This window comes from Arenibacterium sp. CAU 1754 (genome assembly GCF_054482635.1).
The window spans coordinates 24,080-39,567 of sequence record NZ_JBTLRG010000005.1 but is presented as its reverse complement, the minus strand read 5'-3'; the positions used below and the strand labels follow the sequence as shown (position 1 = coordinate 39,567).

The window sequence follows — 15,488 nt, the reverse complement described above, 5'->3', positions numbered from 1 at the left end:
CGGGACAAAATCAGCGGATTAGTTCCGCTGCTTTGTCCCGGTTCACGATACCTCAGCCATCCTTGCGGATGGTTTCGTTCTTGGGGTCATAGGGGCTGTCCTGTACGATCTCGGCATCCCAAAGCTGATCGAACATCTTGACCTTCAGCTTGGTTCCAACGGCCGCATGGTCCGGTTTGACATAGCCCATGCCGATGGATTTTCCGAAATGTACGGAATACCCGCCCGAGGTCAGGCGTCCGACACGGGTGCCATCGGGGGTGTACAAAACCTCACGCCCCCAGGGATCGGCATCGTCCGGCCCGTCAACCAACAGGGTCACGCAGGTGCTGCGAATGCCGGTTTCTTCCATCCGGGCCTTGCCGTGGAAATCCTTGGAGAGATCCACGAACCGGGGCAGATCGGCCTCAAGCGGGGTGGCGTCGCGGCCCAGTTCGGTGCCAAAGGCGCGATAGGATTTTTCCTGACGCAGCCAGTTCTGCGCCCGCGCACCGACCAGTTTCAGACCGTGCTTTTCACCTGCGGACATCAACTGATCCCACAGGTAATTCTGCATCTCGATCGGGTGGTGCAGTTCCCAACCCAACTCGCCCGTATAGGCGACGCGGATCGCACGGACCGGGCACATGCCCAGTTCGATGTCGCGCATGCTGAGCCAGGGGAAGCGTTTGTTCGACAGAACCGTTGCCGGGTCGGCATCCTTGACGATTTCGTTCAGCACATCGCGCGACTTGGGGCCGGCAATGGCAAAGACGCCCCATTGGGTGGTGACATCCTGAATTTCGATATAGCCGAATTCACCGGCCTTATCCTTTGCCGCCTTGCGCAGATAATCGGCGTCATAGGCTGACCATGCCCCGGCAGAGACAAGGTAATATTCATCCTCGGCCAGCCGTACGATTGTATATTCGGTGCGCGTGGTGCCGTGATCGGTGAGCGCATAGGTCAGGTTGATGCGCCCGACCTTGGGGAGTTTGTTGCAGGTGAACCAATCAAGAAACTCGGTCGCGCCGGGCCCTTTGACCACATGTTTGGTGAATGCGGTGGCGTCGATCAGGCCCACGCCTTCACGGATGGCCTTGGCTTCGTCCACAGCATATTGCCACCATCCGCCCCGGCGGAAGCTGCGCGCGTCATGGTCGCTGAACCCCTGAGGCGCGTAATAGTTGGGCCGTTCCCATCCGTTCACGTGACCGAACTGCGCGCCCAGCGCCTTTTGCCGGTCATAGGCCGGTGCGGTGCGCAGCGGGCGGCAAGCCGGGCGCTCTTCGTCGGGGTGATGCAGGATGTAGACGTGTTCGTAGCATTCCTCGTTCTTGCGCGCGGCATATTCGGTCGTCATCCACGGCCCATAGCGTTTGGGGTCAAGCGAGGCCATGTCAATCTCGGCCTCACCATCGACCATCATCTGGGCCAGGTAATAGCCGGTGCCGCCGGCGGCGGTGATCCCGAATGAGAACCCTTCGGCCAGCCACATGTTGCGCAGGCCCGGGGCCGGACCAACCAGCGGGTTGCCATCGGGGGTGTAACAGATGGGGCCGTTGAAATCATCCTTGAGGCCACTGTCCTCACAGGACGGAACCCGGTGGATCATCGCCATGTACTGGCTTTCGATCCTCTCCAGATCGAGCGGGAACAGGTCGGCGCGGAAACTGTCGGGCACACCGTATTCAAAAACGGCCGGGGCGCCCTTTTCATAGACACCCAGAATCCAGCCGCCGCGTTCCTCACGCACATAGGATTGCGCATCAGCGTCGCGCACGACGGGGTGTTCGGCATTGCCTTCGGCGCGGAATTTCACCAGATCGGGGTCCTGGTCCATCACGATGAACTGATGTTCAACGGGGATGGCCGGCATCTTGATGCCCAGCATCTTGGCGGTGCGTTGGGCATGGTTGCCGCTGGCCGTGACCACATGTTCGGCGGTGATTACCACCTGTTCGTCAGACGCGACAAGGTTGCCGCCCTTTTCCACCATCTTCGAACATGTGACTTCCCATGCCTCACCATTCCAGTGGAAGGCATCGGCCTGCCATTTGCGTTCGATCATGACGCCCCGCTGGCGCGCGCCCTTGGCCATCGCCTGTGTCACGTCGGCCGGGTTAATGTAACCATCTGTGTGATGATACAGCGCGCCCTTCAGATCTTCGGTGCGGATCAGCGGCCATTTTTCCTTGATCTGGTCGGGCGTCATCCACTGATATGGCACGCCACATGTTTCCGCCGTCGACGCATAAAGCATGTATTCGTCCATGCGTTCCTGCGTTTGCGCCATGCGCAGGTTGCCCACCACGGCGAACCCGGCGTTCAGGCCGGTTTCTTCCTCAAGCGTTTTGTAGAACTCGACCGAATACTGGTGAATGTGGGTGGTCGCAAAGGACATGTTGAACAGCGGCAAAAGACCCGCCGCGTGCCAGGTCGAACCGCTGGTCAGCTCGTCCCGTTCCAACAGCATGACATCGTCCCAGCCCGCGCGGGCCAGATGATAGGCAATCGAGGTTCCAACGGCGCCACCGCCGACAACCAGAGCTTTGACTTGGGTTTTCATGACGCGCGACTCTCCGGGCAATGTGTCTGGGACAAAGCATTAGCCGTTGGCGCGGGGTCGCGCAAAACTCGCCCGACCAGTTCTGGCGGGAAAGCGACATTGCCGCCAGCGCCGGACCGGAACGTTCGACATTGACGGGACAGAAATGGTAATGATCCCGGATTGAAGCGAAAAACATTCTGAACCAGTGTTTTGGAGTACCCGTATGGCACGGCTGAATTTGCTGGAAGCGGCCCGTATGGTCGAAGAGAACTATGCCGGAACCAACGCCGACGACATCGAGACGACGATCGACGTCTCAGGCGTTCAGGCGACCTATCTCAAAAACGGCGTTCTGGTCATTCCGGGCACCAATGAACTGTCCGACTGGTTCGATTTCAATCTCAACTTTGCCCCGGTTTCCCCGCTTGATGCCCACGGGTTCGAGGTCGTTCCCGGTGACAGCGGCACCCTGTGGCATGGCGGATTTCTGAAACATGCGCAGATGGTTTACATGTTCGCCAAGGCCGTACAGCCCAGGTTCATCGTGGGCCACTCGCTGGGGGCGGCCTCGGCCCAGATTGTCGGCATGTCGCTGGCGATTCCGACGATTGGCTTTGCCTCACCCCAGACCTGCCGGTCGCGCGAACGCCTGCCCAACGAAGGATGGGTGGTGAATTTCTGCCGGATTGACGATCATGTCTGTCACATGCCGCCCAAATTTCTGGGCTTTCGCACCATCGGCAGCCGGTATTGGCTGAAACCGGACGCGCCCGACCCGGACGAAGACCACAAGATCCACAACTATGCCGAACTGCTGCGGCTAGCTCACATCAGTGACGTTCTGCCAATGCACTGGCCGGCCTGAGCCAGGGTCAGTCTGCCAGAATCTTGCCCGGGTTCATGATGTTGTCCGGATCGAGCGCCGCCTTGATCGCGGCCATAAAGCGGGTCGCGGGACCCAGTTCGCGTTCCAGATAGGGGCGTTTGCCCTGCCCGATCCCGTGTTCGCCGGTACAGGTGCCGTCCATCGAAATCGCCAGATCGTTCAGCCAGCCAACGAACACGTCCGCGTTCGCCACCTCTTGCGGGTTGTCCATGTCGATCAGCAGCAGGGTGTGGAAATTCCCGTCGCCCACGTGGCCGACGATGGGCGCGATGAACCCCATTTCGGCGGCCTTTTCCTGTGACGCGGCGACACATTCGGCCAGTCGCGAAATCGGCACGCAGACATCGGTCGATATCCCCTTGGCGCCTGGGCGCAATTGCAGCGAGGCCCAGTACATATCGTGCCGCGCCTGCCACAGCTTGTTGCGTTCCTCGGTGCTGGTGGTCGAGGCGAAATCGGTGCCGCCGAACTCCTCGGCGATGCCACCGAATGTTTCGGCCTGTTCCAGCACGCCATTGTCCGAGCCGTGGAATTCAAGCAGCAGCAGCGGCGTTTCGGGCAGGGTCAGTTTGGAATAGGCGTTGGCCGCACCGACGCTTTGGGCATCCAGCAGTTCGATCCGCGCAACGGGAATGCCGTATTGGATCGTCATCATCACAGCGCGGCAGGCCGCATCGACCGACGGGAAAGAACACCGTGCCGAGCTGATCGCCTCGGGGATGCCCTGCAGACGCAGGGTGATTTCGGTGATCAGGCCGAGGGTGCCTTCGGAGCCGACCAGCAGCCGGGTCAGGTCATACCCGGCCGAGGATTTCTTGGCCCGTTGTGCGGTGCGGATCACCTCGCCATCGGGCATCACGACCTCAAGCGCGATGACGTTGTCCTTCATCGTGCCATAGCGCACCGCGTTGGTGCCCGAGGCGCGGGTCGCCGTCATGCCGCCCAAACTGGCATTGGCGCCGGGGTCGATGGGAAAGAACAGCCCCTGATCGCGCAGATAGGTATTGAGCTGTTCGCGGGTCACGCCCGGCTGGACGACACAATCGAGGTCTTCGGCATGCACGGCGAGGATCTTGTTCATTTCGGACATATCGACCGAAATACCGCCCGCCGGGGCGTTCACGTGCCCTTCGAGCGAGGAGCCGACACCAAAGGGAATGACCGGCACCTTGTGCGCGGCGCAGACCTTGACGATTTCGGCGACCTCATCGGTCGAGTGTGGAAACACCACCCCGTCCGGGGCCTGTGTTTCGATCCAGGTGGTGGTGTGGCCGTGCTGTTCGCGGATTGCCTGACCGGTCTGGAACCGTTCACCGAAGCGTTGTTTGAGAATGCCCAGCGCGGTTTCGATCCCGCCTTCGTTGCGTGGCAATGCGACTGCCTGAACCATTTTTGTCTCCCCCCGGAGCCGGGTCATTCGCCCAGCGCAATTCCTTCGCGGCGCGGATCGGCGCCGCCCTGCAACCTTTCGCCAATGGCAATGGCATGCAAGCCCGAATTGAGCATTCGGACACTGACCTCGTATCCAAACGTCTCCAGATCGCCCTGCATCGCGGCGGCTGGGCTGCCCTCTTCCAGATCATAGGTGCCAAACCGGTTGACCGCATGGGGCATCGCAGCCGCCTGCTGCACATCCATTCCCCAGTCGACCCAGCTGATGATCGCCTGTGCCACATAGCCGATGATCCGGCTTCCGCCCGGCGATCCAATGGCCAGAACCGGGGAGCCATCCTTCAGCACGATGGTCGGCGCCATCGAGGATCGGGGCCGTTTGCCCGGCTCAAGTCGGTTGGCGACGGGCACACCATCGCGGTGGCTGCGGAAGGAGAAATCGGTCAGCTCGTTGTTCAACAGAAAGCCGCGCACCATCAGGCGCGAACCAAAGGCGTTTTCGATGGTCGTCGTCATCGACAGCACGTTGCCATATTGATCGACGATCGAAATATGCGAGGTCGACGGCAATTCGATTGCCTCGTCATCGGCCCAGTTGCTTGCATGGTCGAATTCGGGATTGCCCGGCGCCACCTCGGGCAGGGCATCGTCGCCTGCCAGCAGTTGTCCACGCTCTGCCAGATAGGCCGGATCGACCAGCCCCTTGGTCGGCATCGGCACATAGTCGGCATCGGCCATGAACCGGCCCCGGTCCGCAAAGGCGAGCCGCGAGGCATCGCCGATCAGGCGCCAGGACTCAGGGTTCGAGGGGCCCAGCGCAGCAAGGTCATAACCGCCCAGCATGCCCAGGATCTGGCCTACCGTCAGTGCGCCCGAGGACGGCGGCCCCATGCCGCAAACGTCATGTGCACGATAGATCACGCACACCGGCGCCCGTTCGCGCACCCGGTAGATCGCCAGGTCGGTCGCCGACAAGACGCCGGGGGTTCCCGGTGCGCGGGTCACCTTGCGCACGATATCCGCCGCGATGGGACCCGTGTAAAACCCATCCGCCCCGTCCCGCGCCAGGGTGCGCAGCGTTCGGGCATAGGCGCGGTTCCTGAGCGTCTTTCCAGCCTCAAGCGGAACGCCATCAGGCAGAAAATACTCGGCTGTTGTCGGAAAGCGACCAAGCCGTTCGGCATCTCGGGTTATCAACCCGGCCAAACGTGGCGAGACGGTGAATCCGTCTTCGGCCAAAGCGATCCCCGCCTGAAACAGCGCGGGCCAGGGCGCACGCCCCCACCGGCGATGGGCCTCTTCCAACAGGGCCGGTGTGCCGGGCGTGCCAACCGAACGCCCCCCAACCACCGCGTCGAAGAATTTCAGCGGTTCGCCGTTTTCATCCTGAAACAGGCGCGGCGTCGCCGCCAAGGGCGCGGTTTCGCGCCCGTCCAGCGTTGTCAATTGCCCGCTGGCCGCGTCGTACCAGACCAGAAAGGCACCCCCGCCAAGCCCCGAGGATTGCGGCTCGACCAGTCCCAGAACCACCTGAACGGCCACCATGGCATCCGCCGCGCTGCCCCCGGCACGCAGCACGTCGGCCCCGGCCTCGACCGCGAGCGGATTGGCGGCGGCGATCATCCAGTTGTCGGAAACGACCGGGCGGCCCGCCTCTTTGCTGGCACGCGCATCGGCCGCGGCAGGCGACAGGGTTTCAAAGGCGCCTGTCGTTGCCGCTTCGGGTGCCACGGCATCGGCGGCCTGCTGGGCCAGGGCCGGCACGGCCAGAACCGCGCCCATGATCAGTGTAATGAACGTCTTGCGCATATCGCCTCCCCCTGAGGTTGTTCCCTTTCACCCTAACGCTGCGGGCGAACTTGGCAATCTTGCGTGTTCAGATCAGCGGATATTGGGCCAATTCGGTGTAGCGCACCCCGCCGGGGTGCAGATCCGAGCGGAACAGGCCAAACGAACGCGCGGTGAACCCCGGCAAATCGATATCGCCCTGCGCCCTGAGAAATTCCGACAGTCGGTCCGCGCCTTCGCCACCCTGCCCCAGCCGCGTCAGCGTGACATGCGGGTGAAACCGCCCCTTCGGCAGGGTCATGCCAACCCGCCGTGCGGCAGTCACGACAGTGCGGGCCAACTCCGATAGGTCGGGCGCGGCCGCCACATCCGCGAACAGCAGGCGCGGTTTGTCGCCGCCGAAACACCCCAGCCCCTGAAACATCAGGTCCAGTGGCGGATGGCGCATCGTTTCCAGCGCATAATGCAGTTCTTCCAACTTTTCGTCAGGCTGATCGTCCAGAAACGCCAGCGTGAGATGCAGGTTCTCACGGGCGACCGCGCGGCCCACCGGCACCATGATCTGAACGCGCGCCAGCGCATCGCGCACCCGGTCAGGCAGGTTGATCGCCACAAAGGCCCGCATGTGCATGTCTCCGCTGTTTTCGTTTCCCGTTGGCGTCTGCCGATGTCAGCCAAGGCTGCGGCGAAACACGGTCACACCGATCCACAGCAAAACAACAGGCAGAACAATCATCCGCAGGATGAAGACACCGATCAGGGTCATAGTCGATGCAAACAGCGCATCCGCCTGGGCGATGAAATGCTGCCCGGCGCCCAGATACCTCTGCGCGCTTTCGACGGCGTCGCCCATTGAATCCGTTGCGGCCCCCATCCAGCCGAACCATCCGGCGCCATCCGCTGCCGGCGTTCCGTTCGGGTCGGTCGCAGCTTCGCTCTGACCCAGCAGAACCTCGGCCTGTGCGGCGACGTCTTCGACCTGTGCGATCGCCTCGTTCCAGGCAGGGGCCGTCAGCCATTCACCGATTGTGATGCCCACGGCGAACACCGTTGGAAGCAGAACGGACAGGCCCAGCCCCAGGACCACGGCACGGCGCGCGCCCTCGGCCAGGGGTCGGGCCGGATCGACCCTGGCGCAGAGAATCAACCCTGCAAAGCCCAACGCCGCAAGCAATGCGCCCAGCGCAGCCACCGGACCAAGGCCGACGGTGGCCAATGCCGCGCCCGCCGCGACCGCAAATACGACGCTGGCCACGCGTTCGACCGTATCGTCCACCGGTTCCAGAACCTTGAGCGGCTGGGCCGTCGCCTGGGCCCCGAAACTGGCGCCGACTTCGATCTCTTGCGCCGTCGACAGCGCCGCATTGATGACCCGCAGGGACACATAGACCACACCGGCGGTCGCAGCGACATCGCGGGCCGAGCGTTCGGCGACTGTCACCGCCGGATTGATCTGCAAAAGGCCAACGGCCAGGGCGACAGACGCGAACATGGCCAGCCAAAGCTGACGGGGCCGCGTCATCACAGCATCGACGGCACCACCTGATCGGGTGGGCGATGGCCATCTTCGAAGGTCTTGATGTTGATGATGACCTTTTCGCCCATCTCGATCCGCCCTTCGAGCGTTGCCGAGCCCATGTGCGGCAGCAATACCACGTTGGGCAATTCGCGCAGACGCGGGTTGATATCGGTCCCGTGTTCATACACGTCCAGACCCGCCCCCGCGATTTCATTGGCACGCAGCATCCGTGTCAGGGCGTTTTCGTCGATCACCTCGCCCCGCGAGGTGTTGACGATCACGGCACTGGGTTTCATCAACTTCAGCCGCCGGGCGTTCATCAGGTGAAAGGTGCTCGGCGTCGACGGGCAGTTGATGGAAATCACGTCCATGCGCGCAACCATCTGGTCCAGGCTTTCCCAATAGGTCGCGTCGTACTGTTCCTCGACCTCGGGGCGCAGACGTTTGCGGTTATGGTAATGAATTTGCATGCCAAAGGCCGTCGCCCGTTTGGCCACGGCCTGTCCGATCCGGCCCATGCCCAGAATGCCCAGGCGCCTTCCGCCGACACGTCCGCCCAGCAATGCGGTGGGCGCCCAGCCTTCCCATTCGCCTTTTTCCATCAGGGCCAGGCCCTCGGGGATGCGGCGCGTTACCGCCAGGAGCAGCGCCATCGTTATATCGGCGGTGTCATCGGTCAGAACGCCGGGCGTGTTGCTGACCAGAACGCCGCGCTGGCGGGCGGTGGCGACGTCGATATGGTCGACCCCGGCGCCGTAATTGGCAATCAGTTTCAGCTTGTCACCGGCCTGGGCGATCAGACCTGCGTCGATCTTGTCGGTCAGCGTGGGCACCAGAACATCGGCGCCGCGCACCGCCGCGACCAGTTCGGTCCGGGTCATCGGGGTGTCATCCTCGCGCAGCTGAACGTCGAATAATTCGCTCAGTCTGGTTTCGACTTCGTCCGGTAACCGTCGCGTAACGACAACACTCAACCGTTCTCTTGGCACTGCGGCTCTCCCCAAGCTTTTCAAATCATCGCGCGCTATGGCATCGTGACGCAGGAACAGGCGGGGCACAAGAACCCCAAGGCGGAAAATACCGCAACCCGTTCAATCAGGTTTGACAGGCAAACGGGCAGGCAGTCGGTGACAGTCATAAACAAGGCAATACGCCACGCCGTGGCGGTTGGTTTCATTTCTCTTCTGGCGATGGGCGCGGCCCAAGCCGAGGACATGCGCGGGCCGGTGACAAATCTGCCCCTGCCGCGCTATGTCTCGATGAAGGCCAGCGAAGGCAATGTGCGCCGCGGCCCATCCCTGACCCATCGCATCGACTGGGTTTTCAAACGCCGCGACATGCCGCTGGAGATTACGGCCGAGCACGGCCACTGGCGCCGGGTCCAGGACCGCGACGGCGCGGGCGGATGGGTGCATTACGCGCTGCTGTCCGGTGTGCGCACGGTTCTGATCGAAAAAGACATGGTTCAGGCCTATGCCCGCCCTGACCCGCAATCACCGGTGAATGCGGCATTTGAACTGGGCGTGGTGGCCCGGCTGGGGGCCTGCACCCTTGATTGGTGCAAGGTTTCGGCCGGTGGCTATCGCGGCTGGGTGCGCAAAAAAGCGCTGTGGGGCGTGGCCTCGGATGAATTGCGGGACTGAGCGATCGGCGCGGACCGAAACGGCCGCCTGATGGCTTGGCGTCAGGGTCTGATATGACCGGTATTGCTTTTTTGCCCCGGATTGCATCTGAGACAAGACACGCCGCAACTGTCGGATTATAGAAAAACCATGGAACCGCTTTCGCCTGTCATAATCGGATTTCTGGGAAGTCTCGTCGCCGGTCTCATGACCGCGGTCGGCGCGATCCCGATCCTGTTTGGCAAGGCCCCCGGTCAGGCCGCCCGCGATATGTCGCTGGGATTTGCCGCCGGGGTCATGCTGTCGGCCTCGTTCTTTTCGCTGATTATTCCGGCGCTTGATGCGGCTGGGGAACGTTTTGGAGAGGGCGCTGTACCCGCCGCCATCGCCGTTATCGGCATTCTGGCGGGCATGGCTGTGGTTGCCCTGCTCAACGAAACCCTGCCGCATGAACATTTCAGCCAGGGCCGCGAAGGCCCCGAGGCGGCGGCCCTGCGCCGGATTTGGCTGTTTATCATTGCAATCACCATCCACAACGTCCCCGAAGGTCTCGCCGTTGGCGTCGGATTTGGCGCCCATGGCCTGTCGGGGGGATTGCCGCTTGCCATCGGCATCGGCTTGCAGAACCTGCCCGAAGGTCTTGCGGTCGCGGTCGCCCTACTGGGCGAAGGCTATGGGCGGATGCGGGCGTTTTCCATCGCGGCACTGACGGGCCTTGTCGAACCGGTCGGCGGGGTAATCGGCGCCGCTGTCATTTCGGTGTCGGAACCTTTCCTGCCTTGGGGTCTGGCCTTTGCCGCCGGGGCGATGCTCTACGTGATCAGTCACGAGATCATCCCCGAGACGCATCGCAGCGGTCATCAGAACAAGGCGACGCTTGGCCTTGCAATCGGGCTTGTCCTGATGCTGTTTCTCGACGTCTGGCTTGGGTGATACTCTGACCACAGACAAAAACCTGCGATCCGCATGATGGCCCCGGCCTCTGACCAGAGGTTCAACGCCGCTCTCTATTCAACCTTGCCCACAAAAAACCCCCCGCGCCGAGGCGCGGGGAGTTTGAGTTGCCAAGGGAAGCAACAAGAATTGAAATCACCAGTCTGCCGGGCCTTTTTCAGCAAAGGCATGCACCAGGAAATCGACAAAGGCGCGCACCTTGGGCTGGGTAAACCGGCCCGGGGGATACACCGCATAAATGCCCTGCGTTTCGACCGGCAGCGAGGGCATCGCGTATTCAACCAACCCTTTTTCCAGGGCATCCGCGAACAGAAAGCTGGGAAGATATGCAATGCCAAGCCCCGAAATCGCCGCGTTCAGCAGGGATTGCCCGTCATTCACACTCAGCCAGCCAGCGGTACGCACCTGGCGCTTCTCACCCGAGGGAGCGGTGAGTTTCCAGACGTTACCGCTGGACTGGTTCGAGTAGTGCAGCAATTTGTGTTCGTTCAGATCGTCGATCTTTTGCGGGCGACCGTATTTTTCGAAATACTCGGGGCTCGCGATCATCGCCTTTGTTGTCTCGGTCAGCTTGCGTGCGCGCAGGGTGCTGTCTTCCAGCTCACCAATGCGCACGGCCATATCGAACCCTTCCGAGATCAGTTCGACATAACGATTGTTCAGCACCATGTTTACGGTGATGTCGGGGAAATCGGCCAGAAATTCGCTCAGAACCGGCGAGAGATGATTCACGCCGAAATCGGTCGCCACGGAAATCCGCAAGAGGCCCGACGGCGCCGATTGCATGGACGTCACCAGCGCATCCGCCTCGCCTGCGTCATTCAGGACTCGGCGCGCACGGTCATAGTAGGCCAGACCGATTTCCGTCGGGCTGACCCGGCGTGTGGTCCGGTTCAGAAGACGCGCGCCCAAACGGGCCTCGAGACTGGAAACATGCTTGGAAACAGCCGATTTGGAGATGCCCATCTTCTTGGCCGCATCGGTAAACCCACCTTGGTCCACCACATTGGCGAAGGCTTCCATTTCGGTCAGACGGTCCATTCACGATACCTCGAATGCGATTTGATTACTTGCTGAGCGTTATCCGGGCGAATCTGGGCAAGATCGGGGCGAACCTGGGATAATATCGCGGTTTTGTTTGGATCGTTGATGGCATGGAAACAGGTTTGAGGCCGTTTTCAGAGGTTTTGCGCCCGTTTTTGGCTTCAATACCAGCGACCGAGTCTCTTTAAGTGACCTAACGGAAAGGCGAAATCACTTTCCGAAATCAGCCGCGACCGAACGATGAGAAGGCATTTTCGACCACAATCCAACCACGAATCCGGAGTGAGGAACGCGCTTATCCCGTGTGTTCGCCAAACAGGCGGTCAAACGCATGCTGGCCGGTCCGTGAAAACTCCAGAACCCGGGAATCAGGCAGGCGGCGCACCCATTTCGTCTCTTCGAACCGGCTCAGCATGGCGCGGCCCAGCCGTCCGGCCAAATGTGACTGGCGCATGCTCCAATCCAGGCATTCGCGGCACAGCGGCGCCTTGCTGCGTGGCAAATCCTCCGGGTCGATCCCCAGTTCGCGCACGAAATCCGCTCCCGAACGGGTCAGGTTCAACCCCGTCGGCGCGGTGGTGAAATGACCCCGCTCCTGCATGGAGCGGAACATCTGCACACCCATTTCGCCGGCCAGATGGTTGTAACAGACGCGCGCGGTGCGCAGCGCGTGATCGCGCGGGCCGGTGCGTGTGCGCAAATGGCCGTGCCCGGCGGCCAACCCCATCAACCCTTCCAGCGCGCGGGCCACTTCGTCGCCCGAAAGGGTGAAATACTTGTGCCGCCCTTCGTTACGGCGGGCGATCAGGCCCCCCTCCTCCAGCTTGCGCAAATGGGAACTAGCGGTCTGGGCGGTGACACCTGCCTCGCCCGCTAGTTCGCTGGCGGTCAGCGCCTTGCCGGACATCAGCGCCGTCAGAATGTTGGCGCGGGCCGGGTCGCCGATCAGCGCCGCGACGGATGCAATGTTGGGGCCGTCCTTCATGGTTCGACCATAGTCGAAGCATGAATGCTACTCAACCGGCTAAAAAGACAGAGACACAAATGAAAGGACCCTCCTCATGCTGACCTGCGTGATCCGCTATCACATCGACCCCACCAAAAAGGCCCAGTTCGAACGCTATGCGCGAAACTGGGGCCAGGCAATTCCGCGCTGTGGCGCCGACCTGATCGGGTATTTCGCCCCGCATGAGGGATCGAGCACATTGGCCTATGGAATTTACAATATCCCCAGCCTTGCGGCCTATGAGGACTACCGCGCGCGCCTTGCTGCCGACCCGCTGGGGCGCGAGAATTACGAATTCGCACAAAAGGAAAAGTTTCTGTTGCGCGAGGATCGCACCTGGCTGACGCTGGCCTCGGCCCCACATGGAGACGCAAAATGATCGCCATCATCTTCGAAGTCGTGCCCGCCGAGGGGCGCAAGGACCAATATCTGTCCCTCGCCACGTCGATGCGCGACTTGGTTGAAAAGGTTGACGGGTTCATCTCGGTCGAGCGGTTTCAAAGCCTGACCAATCCCGAAAAGTTGCTGTCGATCTCGTTCTTTCGCGATGAAGAGGCGGTGAACGAATGGCGGCAGTTGGAGAAACATCGCGCGGCCCAGTCCAAGGGGCGCGGCGGGATATTCGCCGATTACCGGCTGAAAGTGGCGCATGTGATCCGCGATTACGGCATGTTCGACCGGGACGAGGCCCCGGCTGACAGCGTCGCGGCGCACTCCAGCACCAGTTAGACGGTGCGCGTGCGTTCGATGAACGCGTTGGTCAGCGCGGCCAGCTGGTCGCCGACGTCCTCCTGCAGGAAATGACCCGCTTTGGGCAGGATCACATGCGGTTGGTTCTGCGCGCCGGGCAGTTCCTGAAACGTCCTGTCCACCCCGGCCATCACCTTGTCATCGGCCCCAAAGGCCGTCAGCACCGGGGTATCCAGCCCGCGCAAAACCGTCCACGCCGCGCGGTTGGCCGCGCTGGCCGGGTCGTCAGGTGTGCAGGGCACCAGCATTGGGAACTGGCGGGCACCGGCCTGGTAATTGTCATCGGGGAAAGGCGCGTTGTAGGCCGCGATCTCGTCATCGCTCAGCTTGCTGACGGTGCCGCCATGGACAATCCGCCCGGCGTTGAATTCCGGCGTTTCCTGACTGTAGGCGCGCCAAGCCTCAAACGCCTTGCCCATCGGCTGGTCGCCAGTTGGAAGGGCCGTGTTCGCCACCACCACACGCGCGAAAAGGTCGGGCATGTCGGCCCACAGGCGCAACCCGATCAACCCGCCCCAGTCCTGACAGACCAGTGTAATGTCGCGCATATCCAATTGGCGCAATACAGCCGCCATCCAATCGACATGCCGCTGATAGGTGTAATCGCCGCGCTCGGTCGGTTTGTCAGACCGTCCAAACCCGACGAGGTCCGGCGCGATGACGCGGTGCCCCCGCCCGGTAAACAGCGGGATCATATGGCGATAGAGATAGGACCAACTCGGCTCCCCGTGCAGGCAAAGTACCGGCGCAGCGTCGCGCGGACCTTCGTCCAGATAATGCACCCGCAGGCGTCCGCCTTCGGTATCGTCCACCTCAAGATAATGCGGATCAAAGGGATAATCCCTGAGACCCTGAAACCGGTCGTCCGGGGTACGCAATACTTTCATATCAAATCCTCCTGCAATTACCCTAGCATCCGGTGGCATCCGGGCTAGTGTAACGACGCGACCATGCTGGAAAGGATACGCCATGCACGCCATCACTTATCGCGCCTTTGGACCCGCGGCCGACGTTCTGAGCCTTGAGGACATCGAAACACCCGCCCCCCAGGCGGGCGAGGTTCTGGTCGAACTGGCCTTTTCCGGCGTCAACCCATCGGACGTCAAGGCCAGGGCCGGCGCGCGCGCAGGCGTGACCGAACTGCCGTTTCCAACGATCATTCCGCACAGTGATGGCGCCGGGGTGATCCGCGCGGTGGGTGACGGTGTGGACAAGGCCCGCATCGGGCAACGGGTCTGGATCTGGAACGGACAATGGCAACGCGCCCATGGCACTGCCGCCACCCATATCACCCTGCCCTCGGAACAGGCCGTTCGCCTGCCCGACAGTGTTTCGCTGGAAACCGGGGCCGTTCTGGGCATTCCGGGGCTGACAGCCTGTTACACCGTATTCAGCGGCGGGCCGATCACCGGCCAGACCGTTCTGGTTCAGGGCGGCGCAGGGACGGTTGGTTACCTGGCCGTGCAACTGGCCAAATGGGGCGGCGCCAAGGTGATCGCCACCGCCCGCGGCGCCGGTGCCGACCGCGCCCTTGCCGCCGGGGCCGACGCGGTGGTGGATTACTCTGCCCCTGACGTGGCCGATCAGATCCTGGCGGCCAATGGTGGCGCGCCTGTCGAGCGGATCGTCGAGGTCGAATTCGGCCATAACGTAGATGTGGATACCGCCGTGATTGCCACCAACGGGCGGATCAATGCCTATGGCTCGGCGCTCAACATGTCGCCAACCCTGCCGTTTTATCCGCTGATGTTCAAAGCCGTGACACTGGAAATGGCCCTGGTTTACCTGCTTACACCCGAGCAGCGCCGCGCCACGATCGACCGGCTTGCCAAGGCGCTGACCGACGGCGCACTGACCTGCCCGGTCGAGCGTATCTATGACCTCCCCGATTGCGCAGCAGCCCATATGGCGGTCGAGGCCGGCAACCGCGCCGGGGCCATTCTGGTGCGCACGTCCTGACCGGTTTCGCTTTGCGCCCCGGCCTGTGCGCGACTAGG

General features: G+C 62.1%; 15 protein-coding genes. 6 read left to right on the top strand and 9 right to left on the bottom strand.

Annotation, left to right across the window (positions count from 1 at the left end):
• Positions 1-52 precede the first annotated feature (52 nt).
• Positions 53-2,548, bottom strand: a complete 2,496-nt coding sequence (locus ACXYMO_RS16755) for a GcvT family protein (RefSeq protein ID WP_458879880.1) — start codon at positions 2,546-2,548, stop codon at positions 53-55.
• A gap of 205 nt (positions 2,549-2,753) precedes the next feature.
• Between ACXYMO_RS16755 and ACXYMO_RS16750 the strand changes: the two genes are divergently transcribed.
• Positions 2,754-3,395, top strand: coding sequence for an alpha/beta hydrolase family protein (locus ACXYMO_RS16750; protein ID WP_458879879.1), 642 nt, complete (start codon positions 2,754-2,756; stop codon positions 3,393-3,395).
• Positions 3,396-3,402: 7 nt separating this feature from the next.
• Here the strand turns inward: ACXYMO_RS16750 and ACXYMO_RS16745 are convergent, their stop codons facing one another.
• The 5 genes from ACXYMO_RS16745 to ACXYMO_RS16725 form a co-directional block, all read right to left on the bottom strand.
• Positions 3,403-4,806: an FAD-binding oxidoreductase gene (locus ACXYMO_RS16745; RefSeq protein WP_458879878.1), complete on the bottom strand. Its 1,404-nt coding sequence runs from the start codon at positions 4,804-4,806 to the stop codon at positions 3,403-3,405.
• 23 nt (positions 4,807-4,829) lie between these two features.
• Complete coding sequence (gene ggt, locus ACXYMO_RS16740; protein WP_458879877.1) at positions 4,830-6,617, bottom strand: gamma-glutamyltransferase; 1,788 nt, start codon at positions 6,615-6,617, stop codon at positions 4,830-4,832.
• Positions 6,618-6,684: 67 nt separating this feature from the next.
• On the bottom strand, positions 6,685-7,221 hold the full coding sequence (gene thpR, locus ACXYMO_RS16735) for an RNA 2',3'-cyclic phosphodiesterase (protein WP_458879876.1): 537 nt from the start codon (positions 7,219-7,221) through the stop codon (positions 6,685-6,687).
• A 45-nt stretch (positions 7,222-7,266) separates the two neighbouring features.
• Positions 7,267-8,118: a hypothetical protein gene (locus tag ACXYMO_RS16730; RefSeq protein WP_458879875.1), complete on the bottom strand. Its 852-nt coding sequence runs from the start codon at positions 8,116-8,118 to the stop codon at positions 7,267-7,269.
• Positions 8,118-9,104 carry a 2-hydroxyacid dehydrogenase gene (locus ACXYMO_RS16725; protein ID WP_458879874.1) on the bottom strand — a complete coding sequence of 329 codons (987 nt, stop codon included), beginning with the start codon at positions 9,102-9,104 and terminating at the stop codon, positions 8,118-8,120. Before ACXYMO_RS16725 ends, ACXYMO_RS16730 begins: the two co-directional genes overlap by 1 nt.
• Before the next feature lie 201 nt (positions 9,105-9,305).
• Here ACXYMO_RS16725 and ACXYMO_RS16720 point away from each other — a divergent pair, with 201 nt between their 5' ends.
• On the top strand, positions 9,306-9,758 hold the full coding sequence (locus ACXYMO_RS16720) for an SH3 domain-containing protein (protein WP_458880150.1): 453 nt from the start codon (positions 9,306-9,308) through the stop codon (positions 9,756-9,758).
• A gap of 129 nt (positions 9,759-9,887) precedes the next feature.
• Entirely contained in the window at positions 9,888-10,670 is a 783-nt protein-coding gene (locus ACXYMO_RS16715) for a ZIP family metal transporter (protein WP_458879873.1), read from the top strand.
• A gap of 156 nt (positions 10,671-10,826) precedes the next feature.
• Here the strand turns inward: ACXYMO_RS16715 and ACXYMO_RS16710 are convergent, their stop codons facing one another.
• On the bottom strand, positions 10,827-11,732 hold the full coding sequence (locus tag ACXYMO_RS16710; protein WP_458879872.1) for a LysR family transcriptional regulator: 906 nt from the start codon (positions 11,730-11,732) through the stop codon (positions 10,827-10,829).
• A gap of 298 nt (positions 11,733-12,030) precedes the next feature.
• Entirely contained in the window at positions 12,031-12,720 is a 690-nt protein-coding gene (locus ACXYMO_RS16705; protein ID WP_458879871.1) for an ArsR/SmtB family transcription factor, read from the bottom strand.
• Between the two features lie 76 nt (positions 12,721-12,796).
• Here ACXYMO_RS16705 and ACXYMO_RS16700 point away from each other — a divergent pair, with 76 nt between their 5' ends.
• Together ACXYMO_RS16700 and ACXYMO_RS16695 are read left to right on the top strand one after the other, a co-directional pair.
• Complete coding sequence (locus ACXYMO_RS16700) at positions 12,797-13,120, top strand: NIPSNAP family protein (protein ID WP_458879870.1); 324 nt, start codon at positions 12,797-12,799, stop codon at positions 13,118-13,120.
• Positions 13,117-13,470, top strand: coding sequence for an antibiotic biosynthesis monooxygenase family protein (locus ACXYMO_RS16695; RefSeq protein ID WP_458879869.1), 354 nt, complete (start codon positions 13,117-13,119; stop codon positions 13,468-13,470). The genes ACXYMO_RS16700 and ACXYMO_RS16695 overlap by 4 nt, the downstream gene beginning before the upstream one ends.
• Here ACXYMO_RS16695 and ACXYMO_RS16690 read toward each other — a convergent pair.
• On the bottom strand, positions 13,467-14,378 hold the full coding sequence (locus ACXYMO_RS16690) for a haloalkane dehalogenase (RefSeq protein ID WP_458879868.1): 912 nt from the start codon (positions 14,376-14,378) through the stop codon (positions 13,467-13,469). The two genes, ACXYMO_RS16695 and ACXYMO_RS16690, sit on opposite strands and share 4 nt — an antisense overlap.
• Before the next feature lie 82 nt (positions 14,379-14,460).
• Between ACXYMO_RS16690 and ACXYMO_RS16685 the strand changes: the two genes are divergently transcribed.
• Entirely contained in the window at positions 14,461-15,450 is a 990-nt protein-coding gene (locus tag ACXYMO_RS16685) for an NADPH:quinone reductase (protein ID WP_458879867.1), read from the top strand.
• The last annotated feature ends 38 nt before the right edge of the window (positions 15,451-15,488 follow it).

Bases quoted from the DNA above. Each gene is read 5' to 3' on its own strand.
- ACXYMO_RS16755 (WP_458879880.1), bottom strand. From the start codon at position 2,548: ATGAAAACCCAAGTCAAAGCTCTGGTTGTCGGCGGTGGCGCCGTTGGA.
- ACXYMO_RS16750 (WP_458879879.1), top strand. From the start codon at position 2,754: ATGGCACGGCTGAATTTGCTGGAAGCGGCCCGTATGGTCGAAGAGAAC.
- ACXYMO_RS16745 (WP_458879878.1), bottom strand. From the start codon at position 4,806: ATGGTTCAGGCAGTCGCATTGCCACGCAACGAAGGCGGGATCGAAACC.
- ggt (WP_458879877.1), bottom strand. From the start codon at position 6,617: ATGCGCAAGACGTTCATTACACTGATCATGGGCGCGGTTCTGGCCGTG.
- thpR (WP_458879876.1), bottom strand. From the start codon at position 7,221: ATGCGGGCCTTTGTGGCGATCAACCTGCCTGACCGGGTGCGCGATGCG.
- ACXYMO_RS16730 (WP_458879875.1), bottom strand. From the start codon at position 8,118: ATGACGCGGCCCCGTCAGCTTTGGCTGGCCATGTTCGCGTCTGTCGCC.
- ACXYMO_RS16720 (WP_458880150.1), top strand. From the start codon at position 9,306: ATGGGCGCGGCCCAAGCCGAGGACATGCGCGGGCCGGTGACAAATCTG.
- ACXYMO_RS16715 (WP_458879873.1), top strand. From the start codon at position 9,888: ATGGAACCGCTTTCGCCTGTCATAATCGGATTTCTGGGAAGTCTCGTC.
- ACXYMO_RS16710 (WP_458879872.1), bottom strand. From the start codon at position 11,732: ATGGACCGTCTGACCGAAATGGAAGCCTTCGCCAATGTGGTGGACCAA.
- ACXYMO_RS16705 (WP_458879871.1), bottom strand. From the start codon at position 12,720: ATGAAGGACGGCCCCAACATTGCATCCGTCGCGGCGCTGATCGGCGAC.
- ACXYMO_RS16700 (WP_458879870.1), top strand. From the start codon at position 12,797: ATGCTGACCTGCGTGATCCGCTATCACATCGACCCCACCAAAAAGGCC.
- ACXYMO_RS16695 (WP_458879869.1), top strand. From the start codon at position 13,117: ATGATCGCCATCATCTTCGAAGTCGTGCCCGCCGAGGGGCGCAAGGAC.
- ACXYMO_RS16690 (WP_458879868.1), bottom strand. From the start codon at position 14,378: ATGAAAGTATTGCGTACCCCGGACGACCGGTTTCAGGGTCTCAGGGAT.
- ACXYMO_RS16685 (WP_458879867.1), top strand. From the start codon at position 14,461: ATGCACGCCATCACTTATCGCGCCTTTGGACCCGCGGCCGACGTTCTG.